The sequence below is a fragment of the Mesorhizobium sp. WSM4815 genome, assembly GCF_055811575.1.
Genome location: NZ_JBVVQS010000080.1, coordinates 7,685 through 33,055 on the forward strand (window position 1 = coordinate 7,685; position 25,371 = coordinate 33,055).

Annotated in this window: 20 protein-coding genes and 1 pseudogene; 13 read left to right on the plus strand and 8 right to left on the minus strand. The window is 63.6% G+C overall.

What is annotated here, in order from left to right:
* Positions 1–126 precede the first annotated feature (126 nt).
* Positions 127–609 carry a DUF2867 domain-containing protein gene (locus AC0L2B_RS06050; protein WP_473744588.1) on the minus strand — a complete coding sequence of 161 codons (483 nt, stop codon included), beginning with the start codon at positions 607–609 and terminating at the stop codon, positions 127–129.
* A 38-nt stretch (positions 610–647) separates the two neighbouring features.
* The gene (locus tag AC0L2B_RS06055) at positions 648–1,043 is read right to left on the minus strand and encodes a hypothetical protein (protein WP_287119642.1); all 396 of its coding nucleotides are present in this window, start codon (positions 1,041–1,043) and stop codon (positions 648–650) included.
* A gap of 335 nt (positions 1,044–1,378) precedes the next feature.
* Here AC0L2B_RS06055 and AC0L2B_RS06060 point away from each other — a divergent pair, with 335 nt between their 5' ends.
* Positions 1,379–1,981, plus strand: a complete 603-nt coding sequence (locus tag AC0L2B_RS06060; RefSeq protein WP_473744589.1) for a TetR/AcrR family transcriptional regulator — start codon at positions 1,379–1,381, stop codon at positions 1,979–1,981.
* A 221-nt stretch (positions 1,982–2,202) separates the two neighbouring features.
* On the opposite strand, the gene AC0L2B_RS06065 is transcribed toward AC0L2B_RS06060, so the two are convergent.
* The 6 genes and pseudogenes from AC0L2B_RS06065 to AC0L2B_RS06090 form a co-directional block, all read right to left on the minus strand.
* Positions 2,203–2,445 (minus strand): type II toxin-antitoxin system Phd/YefM family antitoxin, encoded by a 243-nt coding sequence (locus tag AC0L2B_RS06065; RefSeq protein ID WP_473534961.1) that lies wholly within the window; start codon positions 2,443–2,445, stop codon positions 2,203–2,205.
* Between the two features lie 177 nt (positions 2,446–2,622).
* Complete coding sequence (locus AC0L2B_RS06070) at positions 2,623–3,918, minus strand: TIGR02679 family protein (RefSeq protein WP_473744590.1); 1,296 nt, start codon at positions 3,916–3,918, stop codon at positions 2,623–2,625.
* Positions 3,915–8,092 (minus strand): annotated as a pseudogene (locus AC0L2B_RS06075) (TIGR02680 family protein). Before AC0L2B_RS06075 ends, AC0L2B_RS06070 begins: the two are co-directional and overlap by 4 nt.
* Positions 8,089–9,378 carry a TIGR02678 family protein gene (locus AC0L2B_RS06080; protein ID WP_473534958.1) on the minus strand — a complete coding sequence of 430 codons (1,290 nt, stop codon included), beginning with the start codon at positions 9,376–9,378 and terminating at the stop codon, positions 8,089–8,091. Before AC0L2B_RS06080 ends, AC0L2B_RS06075 begins: the two are co-directional and overlap by 4 nt.
* Positions 9,375–10,856 carry a TIGR02677 family protein gene (locus AC0L2B_RS06085; protein ID WP_473744591.1) on the minus strand — a complete coding sequence of 494 codons (1,482 nt, stop codon included), beginning with the start codon at positions 10,854–10,856 and terminating at the stop codon, positions 9,375–9,377. The genes AC0L2B_RS06080 and AC0L2B_RS06085 overlap by 4 nt, the downstream gene beginning before the upstream one ends.
* 226 nt (positions 10,857–11,082) lie before the next feature.
* Complete coding sequence (locus tag AC0L2B_RS06090) at positions 11,083–12,279, minus strand: ROK family transcriptional regulator (protein ID WP_473744592.1); 1,197 nt, start codon at positions 12,277–12,279, stop codon at positions 11,083–11,085.
* A 139-nt stretch (positions 12,280–12,418) separates the two neighbouring features.
* Here AC0L2B_RS06090 and AC0L2B_RS06095 point away from each other — a divergent pair, with 139 nt between their 5' ends.
* From AC0L2B_RS06095 to AC0L2B_RS06150, 12 genes are all read left to right on the plus strand, one after another.
* On the plus strand, positions 12,419–13,684 hold the full coding sequence (locus AC0L2B_RS06095; protein WP_128245420.1) for an ABC transporter substrate-binding protein: 1,266 nt from the start codon (positions 12,419–12,421) through the stop codon (positions 13,682–13,684).
* Between the two features lie 60 nt (positions 13,685–13,744).
* On the plus strand, positions 13,745–14,680 hold the full coding sequence (locus AC0L2B_RS06100) for a carbohydrate ABC transporter permease (protein WP_473744593.1): 936 nt from the start codon (positions 13,745–13,747) through the stop codon (positions 14,678–14,680).
* Positions 14,673–15,575 (plus strand): carbohydrate ABC transporter permease, encoded by a 903-nt coding sequence (locus AC0L2B_RS06105; protein ID WP_236370549.1) that lies wholly within the window; start codon positions 14,673–14,675, stop codon positions 15,573–15,575. Before AC0L2B_RS06100 ends, AC0L2B_RS06105 begins: the two co-directional genes overlap by 8 nt.
* A gap of 10 nt (positions 15,576–15,585) precedes the next feature.
* A complete protein-coding gene (locus tag AC0L2B_RS06110) occupies positions 15,586–16,683 on the plus strand; it encodes an ABC transporter ATP-binding protein (protein ID WP_473744594.1) in 1,098 nt (365 codons plus the stop codon).
* 4 nt (positions 16,684–16,687) lie between these two features.
* Positions 16,688–17,461, plus strand: coding sequence for an SDR family NAD(P)-dependent oxidoreductase (locus tag AC0L2B_RS06115; RefSeq protein ID WP_473744595.1), 774 nt, complete (start codon positions 16,688–16,690; stop codon positions 17,459–17,461).
* Positions 17,445–18,503 (plus strand): sugar phosphate isomerase/epimerase family protein, encoded by a 1,059-nt coding sequence (locus AC0L2B_RS06120; protein WP_473744596.1) that lies wholly within the window; start codon positions 17,445–17,447, stop codon positions 18,501–18,503. Before AC0L2B_RS06115 ends, AC0L2B_RS06120 begins: the two co-directional genes overlap by 17 nt.
* Complete coding sequence (locus AC0L2B_RS06125) at positions 18,500–19,312, plus strand: SDR family NAD(P)-dependent oxidoreductase (RefSeq protein WP_091597406.1); 813 nt, start codon at positions 18,500–18,502, stop codon at positions 19,310–19,312. Before AC0L2B_RS06120 ends, AC0L2B_RS06125 begins: the two co-directional genes overlap by 4 nt.
* 346 nt (positions 19,313–19,658) lie before the next feature.
* On the plus strand, positions 19,659–20,846 hold the full coding sequence (locus AC0L2B_RS06130; protein WP_473614968.1) for a magnesium transporter: 1,188 nt from the start codon (positions 19,659–19,661) through the stop codon (positions 20,844–20,846).
* Positions 20,847–20,861: 15 nt separating this feature from the next.
* Positions 20,862–21,029: a hypothetical protein gene (locus tag AC0L2B_RS06135; RefSeq protein WP_473512461.1), complete on the plus strand. Its 168-nt coding sequence runs from the start codon at positions 20,862–20,864 to the stop codon at positions 21,027–21,029.
* A gap of 311 nt (positions 21,030–21,340) precedes the next feature.
* Positions 21,341–22,615 carry a tetratricopeptide repeat protein gene (locus tag AC0L2B_RS06140; RefSeq protein ID WP_473744597.1) on the plus strand — a complete coding sequence of 425 codons (1,275 nt, stop codon included), beginning with the start codon at positions 21,341–21,343 and terminating at the stop codon, positions 22,613–22,615.
* A gap of 94 nt (positions 22,616–22,709) precedes the next feature.
* Positions 22,710–23,426 (plus strand): FecR domain-containing protein, encoded by a 717-nt coding sequence (locus AC0L2B_RS06145; protein ID WP_027152473.1) that lies wholly within the window; start codon positions 22,710–22,712, stop codon positions 23,424–23,426.
* Positions 23,427–23,507: 81 nt separating this feature from the next.
* Positions 23,508–25,361: a CHASE2 domain-containing protein gene (locus AC0L2B_RS06150; RefSeq protein ID WP_473744598.1), complete on the plus strand. Its 1,854-nt coding sequence runs from the start codon at positions 23,508–23,510 to the stop codon at positions 25,359–25,361.
* The last annotated feature ends 10 nt before the right edge of the window (positions 25,362–25,371 follow it).

Consider the following 25,371-nt stretch of genomic DNA (forward strand, 5'->3'; position numbering starts at 1 on the left):
CACCCCGTTGGGGCGGGGGGGGCGCCCCCCGGCGGGGGGTTGGGGGGGCGCCCCCCCGTTTTTTTTTGTGGGGGGGGGGGCTTTTGCGCTTCCCCGCTGGGGGGCCCCCCCCGGGCCCCCCCCACGCTAGTGGTCGGAAACCACCTGCATTAGCATCGCAGGAACGACGATACGGTGAAATGGCTTCACCAACGCGAGATAGCTGCTGCCCACCAAATTGTGGGTTTTGACTGCGGTCGAGACCGAGATCTCATGCTCGGTCGATGTGCGTTCCTTGACTTCCAATAACACGCGGAAAGCGAGATGCCAGTCATCGAGACCGAACACGACACAATTGGAGGACTGCCTGACAACTGGCAAGAAGCCAAGATGGGGGTCAGATTTACTTCTCCGCTCCGGTCCAGTTTTCAAGCCGAAAGGCGTCACAATGCCATTTCGCAACGCCAGCAGCCACTTGATCCAACTTGGCTGCCTCCCGAATACCTGCTGCGAAACGCCGACCGCGTCCAAGGCGAGACCTGTTACAACCAATGCATAAGTGTCGCCGAAGTTTGCGCCGGGAAGAAGCCTGTCAGCGTGCGCAAACGGCCTGGCAAAAGGTTTCGCCACAACTTGCGGCCGAGGAGGGCGATGCCTGGCGATGCACATCATTGGGCCTTAGTCCCCCGCACGCCAAAGCACAGGCCGATCAGAACAAGCACGAGTAGCGGAAAGCCGCTTGGCAGCATGATCAGCGTAGCAACAGTTCCCCATCCCAACAATGCCAAGCCGACGAACCGTGGCACGACGATGCCCCTGCGCGTCATCCAGAGGAGGAGCAGGCCCAGGACGATCAATGGGATTGCAAAGCTGCCGATCGTCGACCAGAAGGCGAATCCGCTGAGGATCAGGCCGGGACGCTGATCAGCTAGCGGCCCCCAGTGGTCCCATGTCCACAATGCGCCCCCGAGCCAACCTGGCGCCTGGATCAAGGCGTCGCCGCCCAGAACGAACAGGTGGGCGATTCCGACAGACGTTAACCCGTAGATCGAGTACTTCAACATTTCCTATCCTATTAAATGACTGTGGAAGCTGTTCGACTATTTGCACTTGCCATCCCCCGGAAGCCGCCGTGCAGGCCAGTGCGATTTCTGCGAGCATGCTGCCCGTACCGTCGCCGTCAGCGTTACCGTCATTGATAATCTTGGCATGGTTCTGTTCCGCCCTCATTCGCCTCTTTTGCGGCCCACCTGTTGCCGGGATTGTGACCACGTCGGTATGAAAGCACCTACTCCGCGAGCTCTATACGTACCCGTATACATCGACTTGGTTGTCGAGTCTATACGGCACCGTATAGAAGTGCTATGAGCGGCGTTCCGCGGAGCATGCGAGGAGTTTCATGGCGCAGCGATCGGCAGGTCCCTCAAAAGAGGATTGGGTAGGCGCTGGCCTGACGGCCCTTATCGAAGGCGGTATCGAGTCGGTCAGGATTGAACGCTTGGCCGTCTCGCTCGGGGTCAGCAAGGGGCCCTTCTACTGGCGTTTCAAGAATCGGGACGAGCTACTCAAGGCTATCATCGAGTTTTGGAAGCGGGATTTCACCACTCTGCTCATTGACCAGACCCGGGAGTTTGCCACGGCGCGCGAACGATTGGTTGTACTCGCTGAGTTGTCTTTGGTTCAGCGAATGGGGTCCGTGGACGTTGCGCAGGCCGAGTGCGCTTTGCGGGCTTGGGCTGCACGGGACCCAATGCCCAGGGCTACAGCGGCGGAAGTCGACGCGGCTCGTATCGATCACCTGACCAAAGAGTTTGCCCTAGCGGGCGCTCCACAGCCATTGGCCGGACGGTTGGCCAAAGCGGTCTACGTTGCCCTTCTCGGGCTCTATATGCTTCGCCAATACACTCCGGAATTGGCGGACGACCAATCATTCTTGACCGCGGTTGAGACCGCTTTGGACGTCGCCGAGGCCGCATGCGAGCGCGGGGCCGGTGATATCTGAGTGCTCAGACGATAAGGTGGGCTGCCTGGCTGGTCGTGCTGTAGGCTTCCGCGCCTGGCTTCCTCAGCAATCCAAACGCCGTACAGTCCGCTCGGGCCCGTTGCTTGGTCCGTTCGGCGCCATTCGGCTTCCGCTTCTCCGAGAATGCCTGATGGGGATAAGAGCGTCATCGCTTCATTTGAAAAGGGCGGCAACGATCAGCGACGTGTCGAGATAGTGCATCAGTAACGGTCGCCATCCCGCATCGACCGTACCAGATCGGCAGAACTCTCGGCCTGAGGAGGCATGGTCGCGGTCAAGGATTGCAGGAGCGTCGCGTCGATCCGCTGCCGCGGTCTCGCCACGGCGGTGAGCCGTGCGACCGGTTTACCCCGCCGGGTGATGTCGATCGTATCTCCCGCCTCGACCCTATCCACTAGCTCGCTCAGATGGGCTTTGGCATCTGCCAAGTTGATCACACTCATGTCACGCTCCTGACTATGGAAATGGTCATATGCGTGTTGCGCTTAACACTTCCAGCGAGAGGTTTTTCACGCGTCACGTTCTGCCCCGGCAGCGCTCAATGACATGATCTGCGAGCGTGCCGCGTCCGAAGTGCTGCTGTCAGGCTGAAAATGCGTCCCGCTTTGAAGAATGCAGCCTCATCGATCGTCGAGGTCCGGCAACAACGTGGCGGCCAGCGCCTCTTCGGCGATGGCCACTCCGTGCTGACGCATCGCGGGCGCCAGCGCTCCGTCCCATGACGCTTCGGCCACCTTTCCCTCAAGCGGGTGCGCCAGGCCGGGCGCAGTCCGCACAGCGGCAATATAGTCCGCGGCGCCAAAGCGCCATGGCTCTGCACCGTGTTCTCGCATGACCTGGTTGCCGATACGCAATCCGGGCCAGTCGAAATCGCCGTGATAGCGCAGCTGCGCGCCGGCCTGTGCGAGTTGGGCCAATAGGCATCGTTGCGCGGCGGCCGGCATCCCGTCGGTACACACCAGCGGCGCACAGCCTGCCCCCCATCGGTCCGCGGCGATGGCGAGCAGGTTGGGATTTTCGCAGACGTAAACGTTGCGGTCCGCTACCTCCCATCGCTGCGGCGAGCGCAGCAGCGATCGCAACGACGCATAGGCCGGTTCTCCCAGGGGCAAACGATCGCTTTCGGTCGCGCCTGTCGGCAGGTTCAGGAACAGGGCCGGGCGTGCCAGCTCGTTGACCAGAACGCCTGCTCTGGCCCATGTCTCGCGTATCCGCTCCGCGCCGGCGGCCGGTTCCGCACCGACGTCCTCTCTCGAATCGCGTACCGTCTCGCCATCTTCGTCGGCAGCTGCGGCGTCGGAAGCGGGCATGGCGGTCTGGCGCAGGATCGCCAGCACGAGTGTCGCGGCGCCGCGACCATTGTCAAGCGCATGGGCATCGCTCAGCGCGTCCGCGGCCAGTTGCGAACGTGTTACGCCTTTTGCCGGTAGGCGCCGCAGCACCGCTTCGGCGCGCCGGAAAAGCTCCGCAGCCGCGACCGTATCCCGCCGAGCGAGCCGCTTGACAAGGCCGATGCCTGCCGGCGTCAGCAGCAGCTTGGCCAAGTCGGGATGGCTGCAACCATCTATCACGCTCGACCACAATTTTTGCTGTCGAAGGCGTGCTCCGGCGAGATGAACGATGGAGCCGTCAAGCCTTTCCAGGGCATCGCACAGCGATGTGGCGATGCCGGCGCGCCGCAGGTCGGCGTCGACGCGGCGGACGTCGATCTGCAAGGAGTTCGATCGGCGCTGCGGGCGGCCGAGCAGCGCCGCCAGTGCCGCGTGCTCCTCGTCACTGAGCCCGACGACGCGAATCTGATCGACAGCGCCTTCGAGCGGCGCGCGCTCGAAACGCTGGCGCAGCCGCTTGCGCAGCGAGGCAAGGTGGTCGCCACCGAGCAGGCGTTGAAGACGCGGGTCGACCTGATCGCTCATGCCGGCGCAAATCTGCGATCTGGATCGGCCTCGGGCTTCTTCTCTCGTCCGTCCCAGGTCCATCGCGAGACGAATACGGCATCGATGCCTTCGCGCCGCTGCAATTGGCAGATGGCGACACCTGGCAGTTCGGCATAACAGGCCCACTCGCGCTCGCTGGTGATGACGAAGTCCAGATCGAACTCGCGGATCAGCCCCATGCAATGCGCTCGCGCTGTGTCATCGATGCCGGCAAAGGCTTCGTCGAGCAGCATCAACCGTGGGGACAAGGCATAGCTGCTCTGGCTGTAGAAGCTGGCGACCGCGGCAAAGAGTGGCACCGTGAGGCCGAGCGCCCGCTCGCCGCTCGAAGCGGGTCCGGAAAGCTTGCGCCAATGGCCGTCCTGCCAGCGTTCGACGCGGAAGCGGTGCCAATGGCGATAATCGAGCGCGCGGGCCAGTTGGTCGAGCAAGGTGCCGCCGCTGTCCTTTCCGCCGGTGGCATCAGCGCGCTCGCGCTCGGCGGCGATGCGCTGCTGCAGCATCGCGCCGACGACGCGCCGGTCGTCTGCCGACCATAGGTCCGCGCTGGTGTTGAGCAGGCGCTTGCGCGCCACGTCGAGGCCCACCGGCGCGCCTTCCTCTTCGGACAGCGGCTGCCACAACAGGCGATATCGCACGCCGGTGGAGGTCGGGCGCTTGTGCAGTTCGACGTTGATGGCGTCGACCTGGCGTTCGGCGGCCTGCAACAGGCGCTGGATCTCTGCCGCGATTTCGGCCTGCAGATGGTTCTCCAGGACGGCGCGTTCGTTGGCGCTGAGCAGTTCGCCGCGCTGGGCGATCTCTTCGGCCAGCCGGATGGCGAGGCGGTCCGGCCGTTCGCGACGGTTCTGATAGACGATATCCACCCTGAAACCCCAATCGCTGGGATCAGCCTGGGCCTGGTGACCCAACGCGCTGAGTGCGCGCTGCAGCTCGTTAAATTCTTCAGCTATCTGCCGCCGGACGCGCGCCCACGCCTCATCGTCGTCCCTGAGATTCGACAGCTCCTGTTCCGCGCGTCTGGCCAGCGTCAGCGCGGGGTCGATCGTCCACGGGCTGCCCATGTCAGGCAGTTCGATATACGGCAGCCCTGCAGACAGCAGGCCGGTGCCTGCAAACAGCTGAAATCTGGAGATCGTCTGGGCGCGTGCTTCGCCGCGTTCCTGAAGCACGGCGTTCGCTGTCTCGGCCTGTTGCCCGGCGACCGCGCGTGCCTCACCCGCTTTGCGCAATCTATCGCCGGCGAGCTTCAGCTCGGCTTCGCCGGTTTCGACAGCGCGGCGGGCATCGGTCAGCCTTCGCTGCAGTTCCTCGACCTTGGCGCCGACCGTTTCCCGCAGCAGCTCGAGCCGGGCAGTGGCGTCTTCCGTTTCAATGCGGGCCGCCACGAGTTCCGCTTCGCGCTGCTGCACCTCGCTGCGCGCCTCGCCCTGGCGGGCACGCTGCCGTTGCAACTCGGGCAGTGCCAGACAAAACTCGTGAGCTGCTTGCTCGAGCCGGACCTGTGCATCGCGGTAATGATCCAGCGCCGCTTCGACGGCAGGCAGTGCATCGGGCGTTGCCGGCAGGCGCAAGTCCACGGCATCTGCGGCGAGCCGTTCCCGCACGGCTTTGAGCGCCTGTTCGGCCTCGCGGCTCCGCGTCTCCGCTTCGGTCAGTTTTCGCCAGCCAGACGCGCGGCGTGAGCGGCTGCGGTAGCGGCCATATGAGCGCGCCGCAATTCCTCGTCGGAAGGCGCAAGGCGCCATTCCTCGTCGGCCTGTTCGCGATCCAGCGCGAGCTGCTCGGCTTTTGCCCGCACGGCCCTCAATTCATCGGAGAGTTGCGCCAGGCGGCCAGCAATCTCGGCCAGGCGGCGCGCGCGGGCTCCGGCGCGGGCGGCGTGGCCAACGTAGACCGCCTCCGGCTTGCCCCACGCTCCGGACAGCGCGCCGAGGCGGAAACGGCCGTCGGTGGAGACCCAGGCCTCGCTATCGATCGGATCGTCATCCGCCGAGGCGATGCCCGACAGCACCCGATCAACGATATTGGCCGGCACGGCGCAGCCCGCGGGCACGGTGGCTTCCAGCCAGTCGCCGAGGGATGGAGAATGCTTTTGCCGTTCCAGCAGCTGGGTATCGTAAGGCAGGGTGCCGCCGTCGCCGGCCTGGAGGCGTCCGTCAGGCGATAACCAGGCGTCGAGCAACCCGGCCGCTTCGAGCGCGGCTTCAAGGCCGGCGCGTTGCGGTGCAGCTACTGCGCCGCGAAAATCGATCACTTGCCAGAGCGGCGCGCCCTGACGCGCGTCCCGGACGGAGGCATCACGCGTGTAGGGCAGGGGCGGCGCCATGTCGTCGCCGGCTTCGAGGCGTCCGCGTTCGCCTTCAAGGAGCCCGTATTCCATCTCCAGCGCCTGTCGCTGGCCGTCGAGCGCCACGCGACGCTGTGTCAGAGAGAGACTGGCTCCTTGATACGCCGATTGCAGAAGGTGGCGGGCAGGGTTGTCGCCTTGCAGCGACGCTGTCCATTCCGCCAGAGTCGTCAGCGCCGCCGGCCTGCTGTCGGGATCGATCTGCAGTTGCTTCAGGCCGATGAAATGACGGTCCCAGCCTTCCACCAGGTCCCGGCTTTGCCGTTCGACCTCGGCGTCAGCTCGGGTCCGACGCTCGGCGGCCTCTTCGGCTTCGACCTGCCGCTCACCCCGGATTTCGCGGCGCCGCGTGTAGGCAGCCTCGGCCTGAGCGACTTCGCCGTGGCGGCGACGCAGCAACCCGATCTGTTCACGCCGGCCGGCAACGAGGCTGCGAAGCTCGGCGCAGGCCGCGTCGAAAGCATGCTGCGTCAGTGCGGCCAGCGCGGAAGCCTCCAATCTGGCGAGGGGGTTTGCTGCGTGTTGGCCGGCGATGCCTGCGTCATCGGCGTGAACGGCGGTTTCCCGGCGCAGATCGGCCAATGCGCGTTCCGCCTGCCCCACGCGCCGGGTTGCCCGTTCGCTTTCCTCCGTGCTGAGCTCCAGTCGTCGGCCCGCCGCTTCGACGGCCAATGTCGCCCTCTGCATCGCCCGCAGTCGCGCCGCCTTCTCTTTTTCGGCATTTTCGAGGCGGTTGGCGTCCTGCATCGTCGGGTCGGAGCGCAAGGTATCGAGCCGCGCACGCCCGCGCGCCAGAGTGATCTCGGCGCTATCATGAGCGGTCCGCTCCAGCGCTTCCTGGCTTTGCGCTTCGTCGAAGCGAGCCTGGGCCTCACCTCGTGCTCGGCTGGCATTGTCGAACTCCGTCTGGGCCTGGCGCAACAAGCGTGCCTGCCGGCGGGTCAGCGTACCGGCGTAGACGCGATAACGCTCCTCGAATCGGCTGACGGCCTTGGCCAAGGCTTGATATTCGTCGAGCTGGCGGCGGTCTTCCTCCAACTGCCCGAGCGCTTCAGCAACGTCGCCGAGCAGTTCCGGCGCCAGCGGCGGCAGGGCCTCGGTCAGCGCATTCGAAAGCGCGGTTTCGTCCGGCTTTCTGGAAAGCTGCGGCTGGCGAAGCTGGATCAGTGTGTCCATCAACGCGTCGTAGCGCTTGGTGCCCAGATGGAACAGGCGCTCGTCGACGGCGCGACGGTAGCCGGCCGCGGTGTCGAACACCTGGCCACGGCCATCGAGCGCGTCGCGCAGGCGCTCCTTGGTCAGCACTACCTGCTGCGGACTGATCAACCGCAGATCGCGGTTGATACGCGGCGCGTCGTCGGTGTCTTCCAGCAGGAAGAACCAGCTGTCGACCTGCGGACGAGCTGCTGTCGCAAAAAGGCCGGCGCCGAGCGAAAGAAAACGTGGCGTGCCGTCTTCGGCAACGCGACCGAACTCGATCCACGCATAGCCGATGCGCCGGTCGTGGCTGTTCATCAGCAGGTTCCATGCCATCTTCTTGCCGCTGTCGCCATCAGGCTCGACGCGCGAAGACTTGAGCTGCGCGTCGAGCAGCAGCGGCAGCGTGAGCGACAAAACCTTGGACTTGCCCGTGCCATTATTGCCGCGCAGCAACAGATGGCCGTTGCGGAACCAGAATTCCTCGCTGTCGTAGTGAAAGAGCTCCACCAGGCCCAGGCGCAGAGGCTGCCAGCGCTGCCTTGTGGGCATCGGCAAAGCCGGTTTTTCCGGCGTCAGGCCGAGCAGGTCCAGGCGGTCGTTCATGTCGGTTCGAACCGAAAGCCGAAATCCGCAGCCGGCGCGTTGCGCGTTTCGCGAATTTCGGCGTCGCCCAACGCGAAGCGCGCGAGCGCCGGCAGCGGGCGGACGACGCCGGCTTCCCGCACCGCCAGCTGCAGTTTTTCCAATCTTTCGATCGCAATGGCGGCGAGCTCGCGTTCGGCGCCTGGTTCGCGTGCCGATTTACGCCAGTAACGGCCGTACTGCGCCTTGGCCTCGTGCAGGAAGCCGGCAATGTCATGCTCGTGGATATCCCGGCCGGAGGCCTGCGCCATGTCGCCGCCACCGGCTCGCCGCTGCCTTTGCCCGGCGCCCAGATATTCGGCGACGAGCAGTGTTACATGGGCGTCGGTGCCTTCGGCCGGCACCGCCAGGTCGGTCAGCAGACCGGCTTCGTCGACCAGCGCCAGCCCTTCCGCGCGCTGTTCCGCCACCAGGCCGGCGGCGTCGCAGAGGCGCGCAGCCATCGTTCCGCGCTGGTTGAAGAAATACGCACGAGCTTCCGGGTCCAACGTCTCGACATAGACGACCGGATCGTCGAGGAGTCGGCGTGCGAGTTGGTGGCGCAGCGCCGTGCGCCGGCCTTCCTCGCTGTCCGCCACATGTTCTCCGACCAGCGCGCACAGCCGCTCTTCGAGCGTTGCCGGCGCCTCTTCCGGAGTCCAGGTGGAGGGGCCACGCACCGCCGCCAGCATGCCGGACAGCATGCGGCGCTGCACGTCGTAGAGCGCATCCGCCTGATCTCCTCCGGCCTGCACGAACGTTTCCTCGTCGCCGGCCACGCGGTGCAGCACCCCGAGGATCAGCAATGTGCGGCACACCGAAACGAGTTCGCGCCGCTCGTGTTGCGCCTCGAGGGCGAAGCTGAAGTCGAGCGTCGGCTCGGCGGCGAGCTCCAGCAGCCTCTCGCCGAGCAGGCGCAAAGTGATCTGCGGGTCGGCGCGTTCGAGCACCGCGCAGGCGAGGCAAAGCAGCACGTAGCGCCGGCGATCGTAGCCGGCAATGCCACGCGTGGTGTCGGTCAGGTTTCCGGGCCGCTTGTAGAGGCGCGCGCCCTCGCGCTCGACTTGCAGTATCCAGCCGGTCTCGCGAGAAAACCATTCGCGCAATGCTTCGGCCTGGCGGCGTATGGCGGCGAAATCCTCGTGCCCCGGGCCGATCAGCGGCGTCATCAAAAGCGCGCGCACGCAGGCGCGAAACTCCTCGCGCTGGAAGCGCTGCTGCAGCAGGCCGATGCCACGATCGTCGTTGGAACCGTTCGCCGCCTTCATCGGCCGTCCTGCAAGGGGGTGATGGTGATCAGATGGTCGCGCCCGGCAAAGACGCCATGTGGCGTGTCGATCGTGGCGCGGCTGTCGGCGGCAAGCGGCTTCAGGTGGATGTGCAGCAAGCCGTCGCTGGTCTGGCGTTGCACCGCCGTCTCCGGCCCGGCTTGCTCGGCCAGTGTCTCCCCGAGCAGGCCCAGGAAGAGGCCGAAGGCGTGCTTGTCGAGTTCCCCGAGATCCGAAAGCCGCGCCGGTCGGCTGGTGGCGAGACGCTTGCGCGCCGCTTCGACCTGCTGTGATTCCTCCGCGAGCTGAAGCGCCAGGAACGCACGCTCCTCGGCGCGGTCGCGCACGCGCGGCAGCGGTCCGCGCGGGGTAGCTTCGCCATATTCGCGCAAACGCGGGTGAATCTTGAGCGGCGGGGCGTCGGCCCAGGAGGTGCTGGCCGGCAGCTCGGCGTCCACACTGGCGTTGAGCGAGAAATGCCGCGCCGGATTGAGAGCGAAGGCAGCCCGCGCAAGCCGGTGCGCCTCGCCGTCGTCTGCGCAAGCGGCAAACCAGCCGGCGAGCAGGCGGAAGTCGGCAGAGCGATCGCTGCGGCCGCTGCGGCGCTCATTCAGCGCGGCGATAGCGGCCAGAAGCTGCGGGATGGCCGACCGTGCCCGCGCCCGCAACAGTTCGGCTTGCGGCGGCTCATGGCCGGTGCTGAGGAACCAGCCGCGCAGACCCTTCCAGCGTTCTCGCCATGCTTGCAGGTAGGCTTTCCTCGCCTCGGCCTGATCGTGCGCGCCGCCTGGAGCCGTGTCCCGCGATTCGCGCTCGGCCACCTGTCCAAGCAGCGCCTCAACCTCAGGCTCTAACGCCAAAATGAGGCGTGCGATGGTGTCGGAACGGCGTACCAGATCGCCCATGAAGCGTTCGAGATAATCGATCAGCCGCTTCTTGTAGTTTGCGACCGCCCCAGCTTCGGCTTGCTGCAGCTCGATGCTGCGAGCGACGCCGGCCATGAACGCCTGCGCGTTCTCGGCCAAACTTTCGAAGACACGCACCAGATCCCGCAGTGTTTCGTGGATCTTGGCCACGTCGGGTTGGGTTGCTTGCGCCAGCGCCTGCAGTGCCTGCAGTCGGCTCGCTATGTCCTCGAGGGCCACGGTTTGCAGCTCGGCACGGCGCTGCAAGGTCTGCACGAATGTCGCCAAGGCTGATTCCACTGCCTCGCCGCCCTGCGAGAGCCGGTAGAGGAAGCGTGCACGGTAGAAGTCGCTAAGGCTTGAAACCCGCGCGGTGTCGGGATGCGATTCGAGATTGCCCCATTCCGTGAGCTGAGTGAGCGCCGTATTCACGTCCTCTATGCGCGGCGGCTTGTTCGGCCATCGGGCTTCGGTAAGCACTTCGTCTGGCCGCAGCTGCAGACGGTATTGCCGCTTCGCCGCCGAGAATACGTCCATGATGCAGCGGTAAAATACGGCCTTCTCGGCGCTCACGTGACGGAATAGATCCGCCGGGTCATTCGCAATATGCACAGGCAATCGCCGCCTCCCGGACTCACTCCGAGCGTTTTCGCTTTGTCCTTGCGCCCCGTCAAGACCGCCTGGCGAGCTTTAGGCCTCCGTCTTCCTTGCATGGCGGTCGGTTCGCGCCGGTTCATACACCTTTTCTAAGTACGTACGGGGCGGTAGATGTCAAAGCGCCGCTCGGCGCAAAGCTGGCTCATTGCAGCCGGCTGTTGTGGCGCAGCACCAGGCCAACTGCGCCGAGCAATGCATCGTTCTGCGTGTGCTTGCCAACGATTATCCGCGTGCGCAGTGCGGGCGCGATATCGCGGGACTTGATGAGCGTGTGGCGTTCATATGACGCGATCAGCGGTGCCAGGAGAATATCGCCTGCCAAGGCCATGCGGCCACCGATGATGATGAGCGGCGGATTGATCACCGAGCCGATCAGACCAAGGCCACGACCGGCGAAGTCCGCGGTGTCCTCGATCATCCGCAGCGCCCCGACGTCGCCCTGTTCAGCCATCATGATCACCTCGTCCATCGTCACCGGCCGCCGCACGATGCGCGAAATCTGCTCGAGCGGCCGGGCAAAACTCGCATAAAGCTCCAGGCATCCGCGATTGCCGCACCGGCAAAGATCGCCGCCGGGATCGATGCTGATATGCCCGAATTCGCCGGCGCCGCCGGCGATGCCCGTGACCAGCCGGCCATGCTGGACTATGGCCCCGCCGACGCCGAGATCGATCTTGAACAGGACGAAATCGTCTTGGCCAACGGCCGCGCCCCACATCAGCTCGGCAATGGCCGAGCAGTTGCTCTCGTTGTCGGCGAAAATCGGCTGTTCGAGAACCGGCCCGAACACATCGCGGATGTTGACCCCAGCCCAGGTCGGAACAATACTCGCACGCTGCACCATGCCTTCGCGGCTGACAGGGCCCGAGACGGAAACCCCAACCCCCAGGAGCCCCGCCATCGGCAGACCGTTCTCTACGTAGCATTGGGCAATTGCTGACTTGGCGAGCTCGGCCGCCTGTTGTGGCTGGTAGTCCAGGCCCATGGCGATAGTTTGTTCGGCAATGACAGAATGCGAGACGTCGGCGATGAGGCAACGCATCTCATCGAGGCCTAGGTGGATGCCGACGCAGGTGCCCGCAGCGGGATTGAGCGTCAAGGTCGCGGCAGGCCTGCCAATGCCCCTGGCCCCGTCATGCTGGGCCGAGGATTCAATCACCATTCCGGACTTTCTCAAGCCATTGAGCGCGGTTGAAACTGTCGACCGCGCCAAACCGGTGATGTGCGCGATTTGCGAGGCAGAAAGCACGCCGCGCTCACGCAGGCATCGCACGATCAGGCTCTCCGGTGATGCGGAGGGCTTGTCGATCAGCCAATTTCTAAGCGAAGGTTTGTTCATGGTGAGCACAAAGGACGTTGACTGATAGCTCAAATATGTCATCTTGGAAAGAAGGGAGATGCTGCATCTCCCTCTGCGACGATCTCGAATTGCGTCACAAGCGGTCGATACGAACCGTACATCACATGGGAGTGAAACGATGGAATACCTGAGGACGGCCGTTGCGGCCGCTACGGCGTACACCCTTGTTGCGGGAGCCGCGCTCGCAGAGCCCAAGACCAACCTGTTGCATCAATGGGCGACCGGATCGGACGCCCAGGCTATTGCCAAGCTCGGCGAGATGTTCACCGCCAAGGGTGGCACCTGGCAGCAGACCTCCATCGCGGGCCACACGGCCAACACGCTGGCGAAACTGCGCGCCGACGTGATCGCCGGCAATGCACCGCCAGCGGTGCAGCTCAAGGGACCCGAGATCGCCGAATGGAACGAGACCGGCATGACAGCCAATCTCGACGACCTGGCGACAGCGGAAAATTGGGAGAAGGTCGTCGCTCCCGAATTGCTGCCGGTGATGAAGCCGACCGGCAGCTGGGTAGCGGCGCCGATGAATATCCATCGCATCAACTGGCTGTGGGCATCGCCGAAGGTCATGCAGGAAGCAGGCGTCGCCGAGGTGCCGAAGACGTGGGCGGACTTCAACGCCGCCTGCGACAAGGTCGTGGCGTCGGGCAAAATCTGCATCTCGCACTCGACTGCCGACTGGACCGATTCGACGGTCTTCGAGGTGGTGGTCTACGGAATGGATCTCGATCTCTTCAAGAAGGCCTTCGTCGAGGGTGACGTCGAGGCGATGCGCAGCGACGGCATGGTCAAGGCCTTCGAACAGTTCCGCACCATGACGACGAAATATATGGACCCCGGCATGAACGGCCGCGACTGGGATAGCATGTCGCATCTGGTCGGCCGCGGCGAGGCCGCCTTCCACATCATGGGCGACTGGACGCTCGGCCTGCTCACGGCCGGCGGCTTCAAGCAGGGCACCGACTATGTCTGCGCCCAGGCGCCTACTGACTGGGGCAAGCCGGGCTTCATCCTGAATTCCGACTCGGTGGTGTTCTTCCAGCAGAAGGATCCGGACTACGTCGAGGGCCAGAAACTGCTCGCCAGCACCATCCTGTCGCCCGAGTTCCAGACGATTTTCAATCAGACCAAGGGCTCGATCCCGGCCCGTCTCGACGTCGATCTTTCGAACGGCTTCAATCCCTGCCAGCAGCTTTCCCAGAAGGACCTGCAGGCGTCGATCGATGGCGGCACGCTTGTCCGTTCGATGGCGCATAACATGACGATCCCGCAGAAGGTGCGCGGCGCGATCATGGATACCGTCACCGAATTTGTGGCGACGCCGGACATGACCGCGCAGGACGCAGCCAGCGCGATGGCCGATGCGGCCGAAGCGCAGATGTGAAGACGCTGCCGATGATTGGCCCGGCGCGGCGGGCCCGGCCTGACTTCGCCGGAGCAGCCGATGTCCACGCATGACTTGAATGTACCGGTTGCGGCTCCCGCAACCCCGTGGCGGCAGCGCCTGGGCACGATGGTGCCCATTCTGGTGCTGGCGCCGTCGCTTGCGGCGAGTTTCGTCTACGTCTTCGTCTTCACGCTCTGGACACTCTATCTCTCGCTCTCCAGTTCGTCGCTGATGCCGACCTATGGGTTCGTCGGTCTGGACACTTACGGTTCGCTCTGGGCGAACCGGCGCTGGAACATCGCCTACACCAACCTCTTTCTGTTCAGCGGCTTCTATATCGTCGGCTCGATGGCCATCGGACTGCTTCTGGCGATCCTGATCGACCAGCGCGTTCGCGGCGAGGCGGTCTGGCGCACGATCTTCCTCTATCCGCTGGCAGTCTCCTTCATCGTCACCGGCACGGTGTGGAGCTGGCTCTATAATCCCGTCGACGGCATCCAGGCCTTCGTGCGGGGGCTCGGCTGGACCGACTTCAGCTTCGCCCTGACGGCCAACCGCAACACCGCAATCTATGCGGTGATCATAACCGGTATCTGGCAGTCGTCCGGCTTCGCAATGGCGCTTTTCCTGGCTGGCCTGCGATCGGTCGATCCGGATCTCATCAAAGCAGCGCAGATCGACGGTGCGTCGGTTTCCCGAACCTATCGGAAGGTCATCCTGCCGACGATCGCCCCGATTTTTCTGGCGGTGGCCGTCATCCAGATCCAGTTCGCCATCAAGACCTTCGACCTGGTGGCGGCGTTGACGCGGGGTGGGCCAGGTGTGTCGACTACCTTCCCGGCGATCTATGTCTACGACCTGATGTTCCAGCGTGGGCAGATCGGCGAGGGTGCCGCCGCGGCGATGATGATGCTCGCGGCCCTCGCGGTTGTGCTGGTGCCCTATTCCTTGTGGATCGTTTGGCGCAGGCGGGCGGAGGGCCGCAATGGCTGAAATTGTCACCAACGCCCGGCATGATCCCGAAGCGGCCGCGGCTACGCGGCGATATTTCTGGGGTCGCTTCCTTGTCTATGCGGTGCTGACGCTTTTCGCCGTCATCTACCTTGCACCGCTGCTGGTCGTCGTCTTCAACTCGTTGCGGGAGCAGTCCGACATTGCCCGTAACGGCCTTATCTCGCTGCCGCGCAGCTTCCGCCTCGACGCGTGGGCGCAGGCTTGGGGCACTTATTGCGTCAGCGGCACCTGCGAAGGCATGAAGCGCAATTTCTTCAACTCGCTCTGGATGACGATCCCAGCAACGCTCATCTCCACGCTCCTCGGCGCCATGAACGGCTACGTGCTGTCGAAATGGCGCTTCAAGGGCTCGGAAATTCTGTTCAACCTGATGCTGCTCGGCGTCTTCATGCCAGGCCAGATCTCGCTGATGCCGTGGGCGTTCCTGCTCGGCAAGCTCGGCCTGACCAATTCGACATACGGGCTGGTACTAATACACGTCGTCCAGGGCATCTCGTTCACCACCCTGTTCTGCCGCAACTTCTACGTCAGCATACCCGACGATCTTATCAAGGCGGCACGCATCGACGGCGCCGGCTTCTGGCGGATTTTTCGCAAGATCATCCTGCCGCTGTCGCCGCCGATTTTGATTGTCACCGTCATCTGGCAATTCACCGGTATCTGGAACGAGTATCTGTTCGGCGTCGTCTTCACTTCCGGCCAGCAGCAGCCGATTACGGCGGCATTGGTCGCGCTCACTGCTGGCGGCACGACCGCCCGCGCTTACGATGTGATGAGCGCAGCCGTACTGATCGGCGCGCTGCCGCCGCTGCTGATCTACCTGTTCGGTGGAAAATACTTCGTGCGCGGCCTGACACAGGGCGCCATCAAATGAGGCATCGCCCATGTCCGCGCTGATGATCCGCGACCTTCACAAGAGCTATGGCGGGCTCGAGATTCTGGCCGGCATCAATCTCGAGGCGCGAACCGGGGAGTTTGTCGCCCTCGTCGGCCCGTCGGGATGCGGCAAGTCAACCTTGCTCGCCATGATCGCCGGCCTGGAAACCGTCACCTCGGGCGAGATCTGGATCGGCGATCGGCTGGTGAACTCCGTGCAGCCCAAGGACCGCGACATAGCGATGGTGTTCCAGTCCTATGCCCTCTATCCGACCATGACGGTGCGCCAGAACATCACCTTCGGCATGGAAAGCCGGGGCGTGCCGAAAGCGGAGCAGGCGGAAGCTGTAAAGCGGGTTGCCGCACTCCTGCAGATCGAGCAGCTGCTCAACCGCAAGCCTGGGCAGCTGTCGGGAGGACAGCGGCAGCGCGTTGCGATGGGACGCGCGCTGGTACGCGATCCAAAACTGTTTTTGTTCGACGAGCCGCTGTCCAATCTCGACGCCAAGCTGCGCGTCGACATGCGCACCGAAATCAAGAAGCTGCACCATCGCGTCGGCAAGACGACGGTGTACGTCACTCACGATCAGGTCGAGGCGATGACGCTCGCGTCCCGCATTGCGGTGATGAATCAGGGCTCGGTGCAGCAGTTCGACACGCCGAAGCGGATCTATGACCGGCCGACCAACATGTTCGTGGCCGGTTTCATGGGATCGCCGGCGATGAATTTCATCCCCGCCCGGCTTACCGGCTCAACCAGCATCGCAGTGCGCGCCGCTGACGGCAGCGACGCTGCTCTTGCCCTTGCCGCGCCGCTGTCCGCCGGTGCGCCAAAGGACGTGGTGCTCGGTGTTCGGCCCGAACACATCTACCGCTTCACGACGGACCTGAAGTCGCGCAAACCTGCTGTGCAGCCCTTGCAGGCGCCGGTAGAACTGGTCGAACCGACCGGCGCCGAGACGCTTGCCGTCCTCAGGCTAGGCGACCTGGAGATCACCGGCCGTTTCGAGCCGGATGACGCTCCCGTCATGGGCGAGACGATAACGCTCGGCATCGACATGTCGCGCGCCTGTCTGTTCGATCCAGCAACCAGGGCGCTTCTGTGATCTGATGTCCGTGCAATTCGCGACTTACCCGAGCTTGACCGATCGCGTCGTGCTGATCTCCGGCGGCGCCTCCGGGATCGGCGCCGATATGGTTCGCGCTTTCGTGGCGAATGGCGCCCGCGTATGCTTTCTCGATGTGCAGGATGGACCCGCGGAGGCGCTGGTGCGCGAGCTCGGTGGCGTCGCCAAACAGGCCTCCCTGTACCTCCATTGTGATGTGACCGACGTTGATGCGCTGCAGGCTTCGGTAGAAGACGTGCGCGCTAGGCTCGGTCCGGTCGCCGTTCTGGTAAACAACGCTGCCGATGATCAGCGCCACCCCGTTGACACGGTGACGGTCGAATGTTGGGACCGCAGCTTCGACGTCAATCTCCGGCATCACTTCTTCGCTGCGCAGGCGGTGCATCCGCATATGAAGGAACTCGGCTTCGGCTCGATCATAAACTTCTCTTCCATCGCCTGGCGTTTCGGCGCGGACCAAATGGTGGCCTATGCCACCGCCAAGGGTGCCGTTGTGGCGCTGACGCGCGCATTGGCGCGGTCGTTTGGATCCGACAACATCCGCGTCAATGCAGTCGAACCCGGCGCCGTCATCACCGAGCGGCAGCGCCAGCTGTGGTTCAAGACCCAGGACGCAATCGACCAGACGGTGCAGCGGCAACTGATCCGCCGCGTCCTGCTGGGCGAGGAGATCGCGCGGACCGTGCTCTTCCTTGCCGCCGATGACAGCCGCATGATCACGAAGCAGTCCATCGCCGTCGATGCCGGTCTGCGCTGATGCGATCGCTTCCAAATCCTTCAACGGAACTGCCAAGCTGATGTTTCGTCTCGGCCTCAACCCATACGGACTGACCTACACTCTCGGCCTACAGGGACGCGGCACGCCGCGGCATAATCCGGACGGGACGGGGCTCGGAGGCTTCATAGCGCTTGCGCAGGAACTGGGCGCACGCACGCTCGAGATCTACGAACCGTGGTTGACCGACTTGCCAGACCCCGAAATCGTCGACCTGCGCAGGCGTCTGGCCGCGCTCGACATCGTCCCGGTGGTCAGCGGCGGACTTCTGATGGCCGGTCCGTTGGACAGCGCGTTTCGGGTGGCGCGCCTGCTCGAGGCGACAACGATCCGTATCGCACTGACCCCCGTCCTGTGCGGCGACCGCAACCTGTGGGGCCCGAAATGGAGCGAGTTCGACGCGACAATCCGCGCTGCCTTGACGGAATGGGGGCCGCGTGCGGCGGCTGAGGGCCGGGTGCTCGGCATCGAAAACCATCAGGACTTCGGCAGCGACGAACTGGTCGCGTTCTGCGAACTCGGTGGGCCGGGCGTCGGCATCACCTACGACACCGGCAACACCTTCCCTGTCGGCGAGGCGCCGCTTGCCTTCACGCGGCGCATCGCACCGCACGTCCGCCATGTCCACCTCAAGGACTATCGCGTGCAGTTCACCGATGCGGGCTATCGTCTGGTCCGCTGCGCGATCGGCGACGGCGCCGTGCCCTTCGCCGGACTGGCAGCCATCCTCGCCGAGCATCACGACACGCTGACCGCCGTGCTCGAGCCGGGCGCGCTGGAAGCCCGCCACGTTCGCTGTCTCAGCGACGACTGGTGGAACGGGTATGCGCCGAAGACTGCGCGCGAGTTCGCCGCCTGCCTGAGTGCTGCGCGCGTAAACCGCCTTGCTGACGACGCCGACTACCGGACGCCGTGGGAGCGCGACGATGACGGCGCGCTGGTTTCGTATGAGCTCGACATGATCCGGCGCAGCGCCGCCAACATGAAGAAGTTCGATTTCATTGCAATGGAGAAATCAGCATGACTGCCCGAGAACTCAGCGGCCTGACCGCCTTCGTGACCGGCTCGGGACGCGGCCTCGGCCGCGTCATGGCCGAACGTCTGGCCGAACTCGGCGCAAACGTCGCCATCCACGATCTCGACTGGACCCGGCCGTCGCAATATGGCGAATTCGCAGACCTCGGCGAATCCGCCAGGGGTCTGGAAAAGCATGGGACACGGGTAACCGCGGTTACGGGCAACATCGGTGACAGGCAAGCCGTTGCCGAAATGAAGAGGAAGATCGAAGCGGAGCTCGGCGATGTGCACGTTCTGGTCAACTGCGCCGGCGGCGACATCGGCGCCAAGGGGGTAAAGCCCAGTCCCAACAACGCGCTCGACATCGACTATGAAGACATCAAGGTGCTGACCGAGAACAATCTCATCGGCACGATGCTGGTCTGCCAGGCGTTCATTCCGCCCATGGTCAAACGCGGCTCAGGCTCGGTGATCAACATTGCCTCAGCGGCAGCGCATATCGGATGCTCGCCGGAGGTGGTCTACTCCACGCTCAAGGCGGCCGTCGTCCATTATACGCGCTGCCTCGCCAAGGAACTGATCGACGATGGCGTGCGCATCAATGCGGTGAGCCCCGGCGCCACCAAGACGGCACGGTTCCAGGCGAGCCGCGTCGTCGATCCGGAGCGCATGGATTCGAGCAAGAAATCGCTGAACCGCTATGCCGAGCCTGAAGAGATCGCTGAGGCGGTGGCCTTCCTCGCCGGTCCGCGTGCGCGCTTCATCAACGGGCAGGTCATTCGCGTCGATGGCGGTTTCACCATCTTCCCAGGTTGAATCGCGACCGTTCACATGGCGAATTGTTGGGCTGAGCGCACCCCCATGAGCAGGGCCACGACTGCCCATTGCCGACCTTACTTCGTTGATGGGTTGCGATGTGCTCGCAGAGCCAGGAATCGACGGTGAAGTTCGGCAACACGTCAATTCTCTTGGCGACACGCTGACGTTACAGCCCGCCTGTATGCACCCACGCAATGGCTCAGATTTGTCTGGGTCGGTCTACTCGGCGCCCTGAGAAGGCGAAGATTCCGGATCGAGGCGCTTGGGCCACCGTGCGCCTGGGCAGAGCGAAACGGTCCGGTCTATAAGCTCAGAGGCGCAACATTAGAGGTTGGGGGAACAGATGAGGGAAGAGAACGACATTGAGAAGTTGGTGCGCACGCTGCGTGCTCGAGCACCTGACGACGCGGCTGAATTGCTTGCCCGAGAGTCTCCCGAGTTCATCCGCGACGCACTAAAGTTGTTACCGGATAGGCACGCCCGGAAGGTGGCGGAGCATTTTCCCTCGCAAAGGAGGCCCATCAAATCTCATACCGACGGCAAGGATCTCGCGATCCCCGAGGCCATCGTTGAGCTGATGGATCCGATCCCCGCCAGCGTTGCTGTCGGGACGACGGTAGCCGCCGCTGTCGAGGCCGTCAGGCGCGCGCAGGTGCCGACCGAGTTGACTTACCTCTACATCACGGACGAGGGCGATAGACTGGTTGGCCTAGTGGTCTTGCGCGATCTGATGCTGAGCGGGGCCGACGCGACGGTGGATCAGATTATGCTGGCAAGTCCGTTCGCCCTTCACGTCGATATGCCTTTGAGCGAAGCCTGCAAGGCGGCGGTACGCCGTCACTACCCAGTCTATCCCGTGGTGGACGCGGAGAACCGGCTGCTCGGGCAGGTTCGCGGCTGGCGGCTGTTCGAGCAGCAAATCATCGAGATTTCTGCCCAGCCTGGCCAGATGGTGGGTGTCCAGAAGGAGGAGCGTTCTTTCACTCCGCTGTTTTCAGCCTTCTTGAAACGTCATCCGTGGCTGCAGCTCAACCTGCTGACGGCCTTCATAGCCGCTTTCGTGGTCGGCTCGTTCACAGGCACGATCGAGAAGATCGTCGCGTTGGCGGCGTTCCTCCCGGTGTTGGCCGGACAGAGCGGAAACACCGGCTGTCAGGCGCTGGCTATTACGCTGCGTGGCCTCGCCTTAGGGGATGTGGACAAACGACCGAAGCTGCACTTGGTGCTGAGGGAGGGAGCGCTCGGGATCGCCAACGGCTTGCTCGTCGGTCTGGTGGCGGCTGCGGCCATGTGGTTCTACGCTTCACGGCAGCCGGAGTCGGCATCCCAGGCGCCCATGCTGGCGCTTGTGATCCTGCTCGCCATGTCCGGATCGTGCCTCATGTCCGGGATCTCCGGCGTGCTGATCCCGTTGGGCCTGCGGCGGGTCGGCGCCGATCCGGCCGTGGCTTCCGCGATCTTCCTCACGACGGTGACCGATATTGTAGGCATGGGCTTGATGCTGGGACTGGCCACCATGCTTGTGCTGTAGGCACGCTCGACGGACGTGATCGCGGACGAGGACGTTGTTGCCTATGAAGTGACCTCGTCGGCGTTCAACAAGATAACAAAGGCTAAGCCGCACATCGCGCAGGCCGTCCTGAGAAGCATCGCCCGCCAGCTCTCCGAGCGCTTGCGCACCGCGGCGGAAGACCTTCGGATGAGCTCCATGTGACCCTGATGCGTCGTGCGGCGACCAGATACGTGGAGAATCGCGCAAACAATATTGATCTTGTCGGCTGCGCAATCCACCGCTGATTATGATTTTGATTAGTTGCCGTTTGTAGCGAATACTTTCTGGAAGCCAAGCAACGCTGAGAAGATGTTTGACCAACCAGCGTAGGCGAAATGCGAATGGACGCGATAGTTTGTTGCGCAGCTGCAACAGCTGCTGAAGACTCGGAGGTTTCCTGACAGTTCTGTCGCTTTTTTTCGTGCAGGCGTGCTAGATCCGCTGCACTAGTCGGGTTGGGGTGGGTTCTCGGCATGCATTCCTCGTTTTCAATGATCCTCGGCTTCGCCGCGGCGCTGCTTTGTACCGGCATATTGCCGGCCGGCGCACAAGGTCTCTATCCGGCCTATGACGATGCGTTTTCGGCCCGCATTGCCAATCCGACCGACAACGGAGCGCTAGCTCAATTCGTCACAGTTGCCGTCAACGCAGGGCAGTACGATCAGGCGATCTCGTCGATCGAGCAGTATCTCATCAAACATCCTCGCGATGCGCGCGCCCGGCTCTCGGCCAGCCGGTTGTATTATCATGTCGGCTCCTATGAATTGGCCCGGCGGCAGGCGCAGTACGGCCTCGAGGTCGGGGACCTGTCCGCGGATGAGCAGCAGGAAGCCGTGCGCCTGCTCGCCCGCATCGAGCGCGCGTTACGTGGCGTCACCTGGGAAATCGCTCTGACTGGCGGCATGTTCAGCGCATCCACCGATTTTGAGCCGGGCGGGGCCGAAGACGACCGCACCTTGGTCTCGCCCTATGGGCGGGCGGAAGGCTTTATCCGATGGGATCTCGGGACGCCAAGTGCTGATGCACTTGTCCTCTCGGGCTCGCTGGCAGCGACAGAGCGCTTTTTCACAAAAGACCTGTCGGTTCCCGGTGCCGAGGAGACTTTTATCCACGGGAACGCCGCCATTACCTTGGACAAGGGACTGCCCAACAGCGGGATCGATTCGCTACGGCTGCTACTTTCCGCGTTCGCCGTCACAGATCGCTTCGACAGCGACGTTCACGAGACCGGCGTCGGTCTAAGTGGGCGCTTCCTCGTGCGCCCCACCGTCGAGACGACGCTTTTTGCAGGTGCCGGCTACATCGATCTAAGCAGCTCGAAAGGCATCTTCGCCGATAGCAGGGTCTTCTATGAGGCAGGCGGCAGCTACCGATTCCGCAATGGCCAGGCGCTCGGACTGCGCCTAGTCGGCTCGACTGACTTCGCCTCCGGAGCTGGCGAAATCGGCCGCAGCTACATGGGAGAGGTCCGCTACGGCGGCGTGGTGATGGAAGTACCGGACCTTTTCGCATGGTCTCACCAGGTCGCCGTCTCGGCCGGCCACAGCGACACTCCCGACTTGTCCGCCGGCATCGGCACGAACATCCAGAGCGACTTCTGGCGCATTGCCTCGGAAAGCGATTTTCAGCTCACTGAATGGCAGAAGGTCAGTGTCGATCTCGCCTATCGCGAAACCGACTTCGAGATCGCCAACGGCGACCGAGATTCATTCGAATTGCTCGTGAGTTACACGTTGACACTCAACTGAAGAGGCCGCGATGAGGACCCTGTATCGTCAGATAGCCACTTGTATCGCCTGCCTTGCCTTTGCGGCACCATCTGGCGCTGAAACGGTTGGGTCCATGACGGCCTACCAGACCAACATCATCCGCAATCACGGCGAGGCGATGAACGTCGGCGCTGGCGTCGAACTCGGCGACCAGCTGCGCAGCAATATCACCGGTCTCGGAATGCTCGTGTTCCGGGACGAGTCGAGCGCCAAGATTGGTCCGAACACCAGCCTGACGATCGATGAATTCGTCTACAATCCGGGGTCCCGATCAGGAAAGATCGACATCAGGATGAACAGCGGCCTGGCCCGTTTCTACGGCGGCCAGGTTTCGAAAGGCGGCGACATGCAAGTTGCGACGCCACACATGGTGCTCGGAGCCAGAGGTGGCATCATTGAAGTGCTTGTGATTGCTGGTCAGACCGTCGGCATACTGCGCGCCGGCCGCATGACCTGCATGATGAATGGTCGCAAGCTCGTGATCACAAACCCGGGCCACGCCTGCACGTCGGACAATGACAAACTGCTGACCGGCTACGGCGGTATCGACGCGTTCCCGATTTTGGACAGCATCGATCGAATAGCCGGCACCGGCCTGCCAGGCGAACCGGGTCCGGGGCTGAACGTAAGCGCGATTTGTGCGTCAGCACTCGGCAATTCGCTCAAAGCCTGCAAGTCCACCGACGGCGCATTGCCCGGCGTGGCCATGGAGTTCCCTGACAGCCCAACGCCCCCTGTAGGCAGTGGGGTGGATGATGAGGATGATGACTGCTTTCCCGACTGCCGGTAAGGCTGGCCGAGCGGCATGAGCCCCTCGCTTGATTGGCGGCGGGCTGCCAGGCGGAAAATACCTGGTCTTGCGGTCGTACTCTTGCTGCTCGCTTGCCATTTTGCTTTCGACGGGCCGCTGTCGCGCCTGCGCGAGCGCACGTACGACCTCTACCAGTCCCTCGCCCCGCGCCAGGCGACGAACAATCCTGTTGTCATTGTCTCGATAGACGACGCGAGCCTTAAGGCATATGGGCGATGGCCTTGGAACCGTGGCCTTTTGGCCGATCTGGTCGATGGTGTCGCCGAGTCCGGTGCCGCGGTGATCGGGCTTGCGCTGGTGCTGCCCGAGGCTGATATCTCTCCTGATGGCATCGCTGGAGACAAGCGCCTCGCCAGCGCACTGGCGAAAAATCGAACGGCGCTCGCCGTCAGCCTGGGCAACGAGGTGACGGTTTCAGAAGCAGAGCCCAAAGCCGGCTGGTCGATCGTCGGGCAGGTACCCGAGACGCTTCCTGGCTTCACCGGTCTGACAGGCTCCCTTCCTGATTTCTCGAGCGCCGCTGCAGGCCTCGGCGTAATTCGCACTTTGCCCGATCCCGACGGCGTACTACGCCATGTGCCGCTGCTCTGGCTCCGAAATACGGCTCAAGGCGTGCAGCTCTGGCCGTCGTTCGCGCTCGAACTCCTGCGCCTCTACGCCGGAGAGAACGGCTACGTAGCTCGGATGAATGTCGCCGGGTTTGACGCGCTCAGGATGGCCGGGACCATTGTGCCACTTGAGCCGCAGGGCAGCATCCGCCTCTGGGAAACCGACACCAATACGCCGCGCATATCTGCCAGTAATATCCTTTCGGGTCGCGGCGATCCGCTGCTCCGGAACGCGATCGCCATTGTTGATCTGTCAGCCGTGGGATTGACGCAGTATCTGCCCACCCCGGCGCGTCCGGCGCGACCAGGCGTGGACATCCACGCTGATGCAATCGGCCAGATCCTTGCCGGGCGCTATCTTGTAGAGCCAACGCAAGCGCGTACGCTGGAGCGGCTGTGGTTGGTCCTCAGTGGCATCGTTTTCATCGGGCTTTCTGGAGTGCTCGCCCAGCGTGTCATGCTTGGCGCCCTCGCTCTGGCGCTCCTGGCTGCCACGCCCTTCGCGTTCGGCGCTCTCGAATACAGCCTGCAGGGTAAGCTCTATGACCCACTGCAGCCGGCGCTTGCGACGATCCTCGTAGCTGGCTTCGAAGGCTATGCCCTCTACAGGCGCAGCGAGCAGCGCCGGTCCACCCTGGCACGGCAGTTTTCCCAATATCTGTCGCCCTCCGTGGTGCAGCGCCTCGCAAATTCGGACACCGAAGCGATCCTGTCCGGCGAGAAGCGCGAGATCACAATCCTGCTGAGTGACATACGCGGCTTCACGACGATGAGCGAACAACTCGATGCCCAGGAAATCGGAAAGGTGGTCAATCACTTTCTCGGCCTTGCGACCGATGAGATACTCAAGCGCGACGGGACCATCGATAAGTTCATGGGCGATGCCGTGCTTGCCTTCTGGAACGCGCCGCTTGATCAGCCAGATCATCGTGAGCGCGCGCTCGAAGCCGGGCTCGCCCTGATCGAACGGGTCAAGCGCGAAAACGCCGCGTTCACCGCGCGCGGGCACCCCCCTATCGAAATCGGTGTCGCCATCGAGACTGGCATCTGCTCCGTAGGGAATTTCGGCTCCGAACGGCGCTTCGATTACACCGCGATCGGCTCGCCGGTGAACCGCACGGCACGGCTCGAGTCAACGACCAAAAAGCTGAGCATCCCCCTGGTGCTTGGTCCCGGATTTGCGCAAGGAGCATCGATGCCGGTTGTCCAGGCGGGTGCCTTCGAACTCCAAGGCTTCAAGGGTGAGGTGCCGGTTTTCACCGTTCCGGAGATACAGCCCACGTCGCAATCTGCCGAGGCAGTGTGATGCTTGGCAC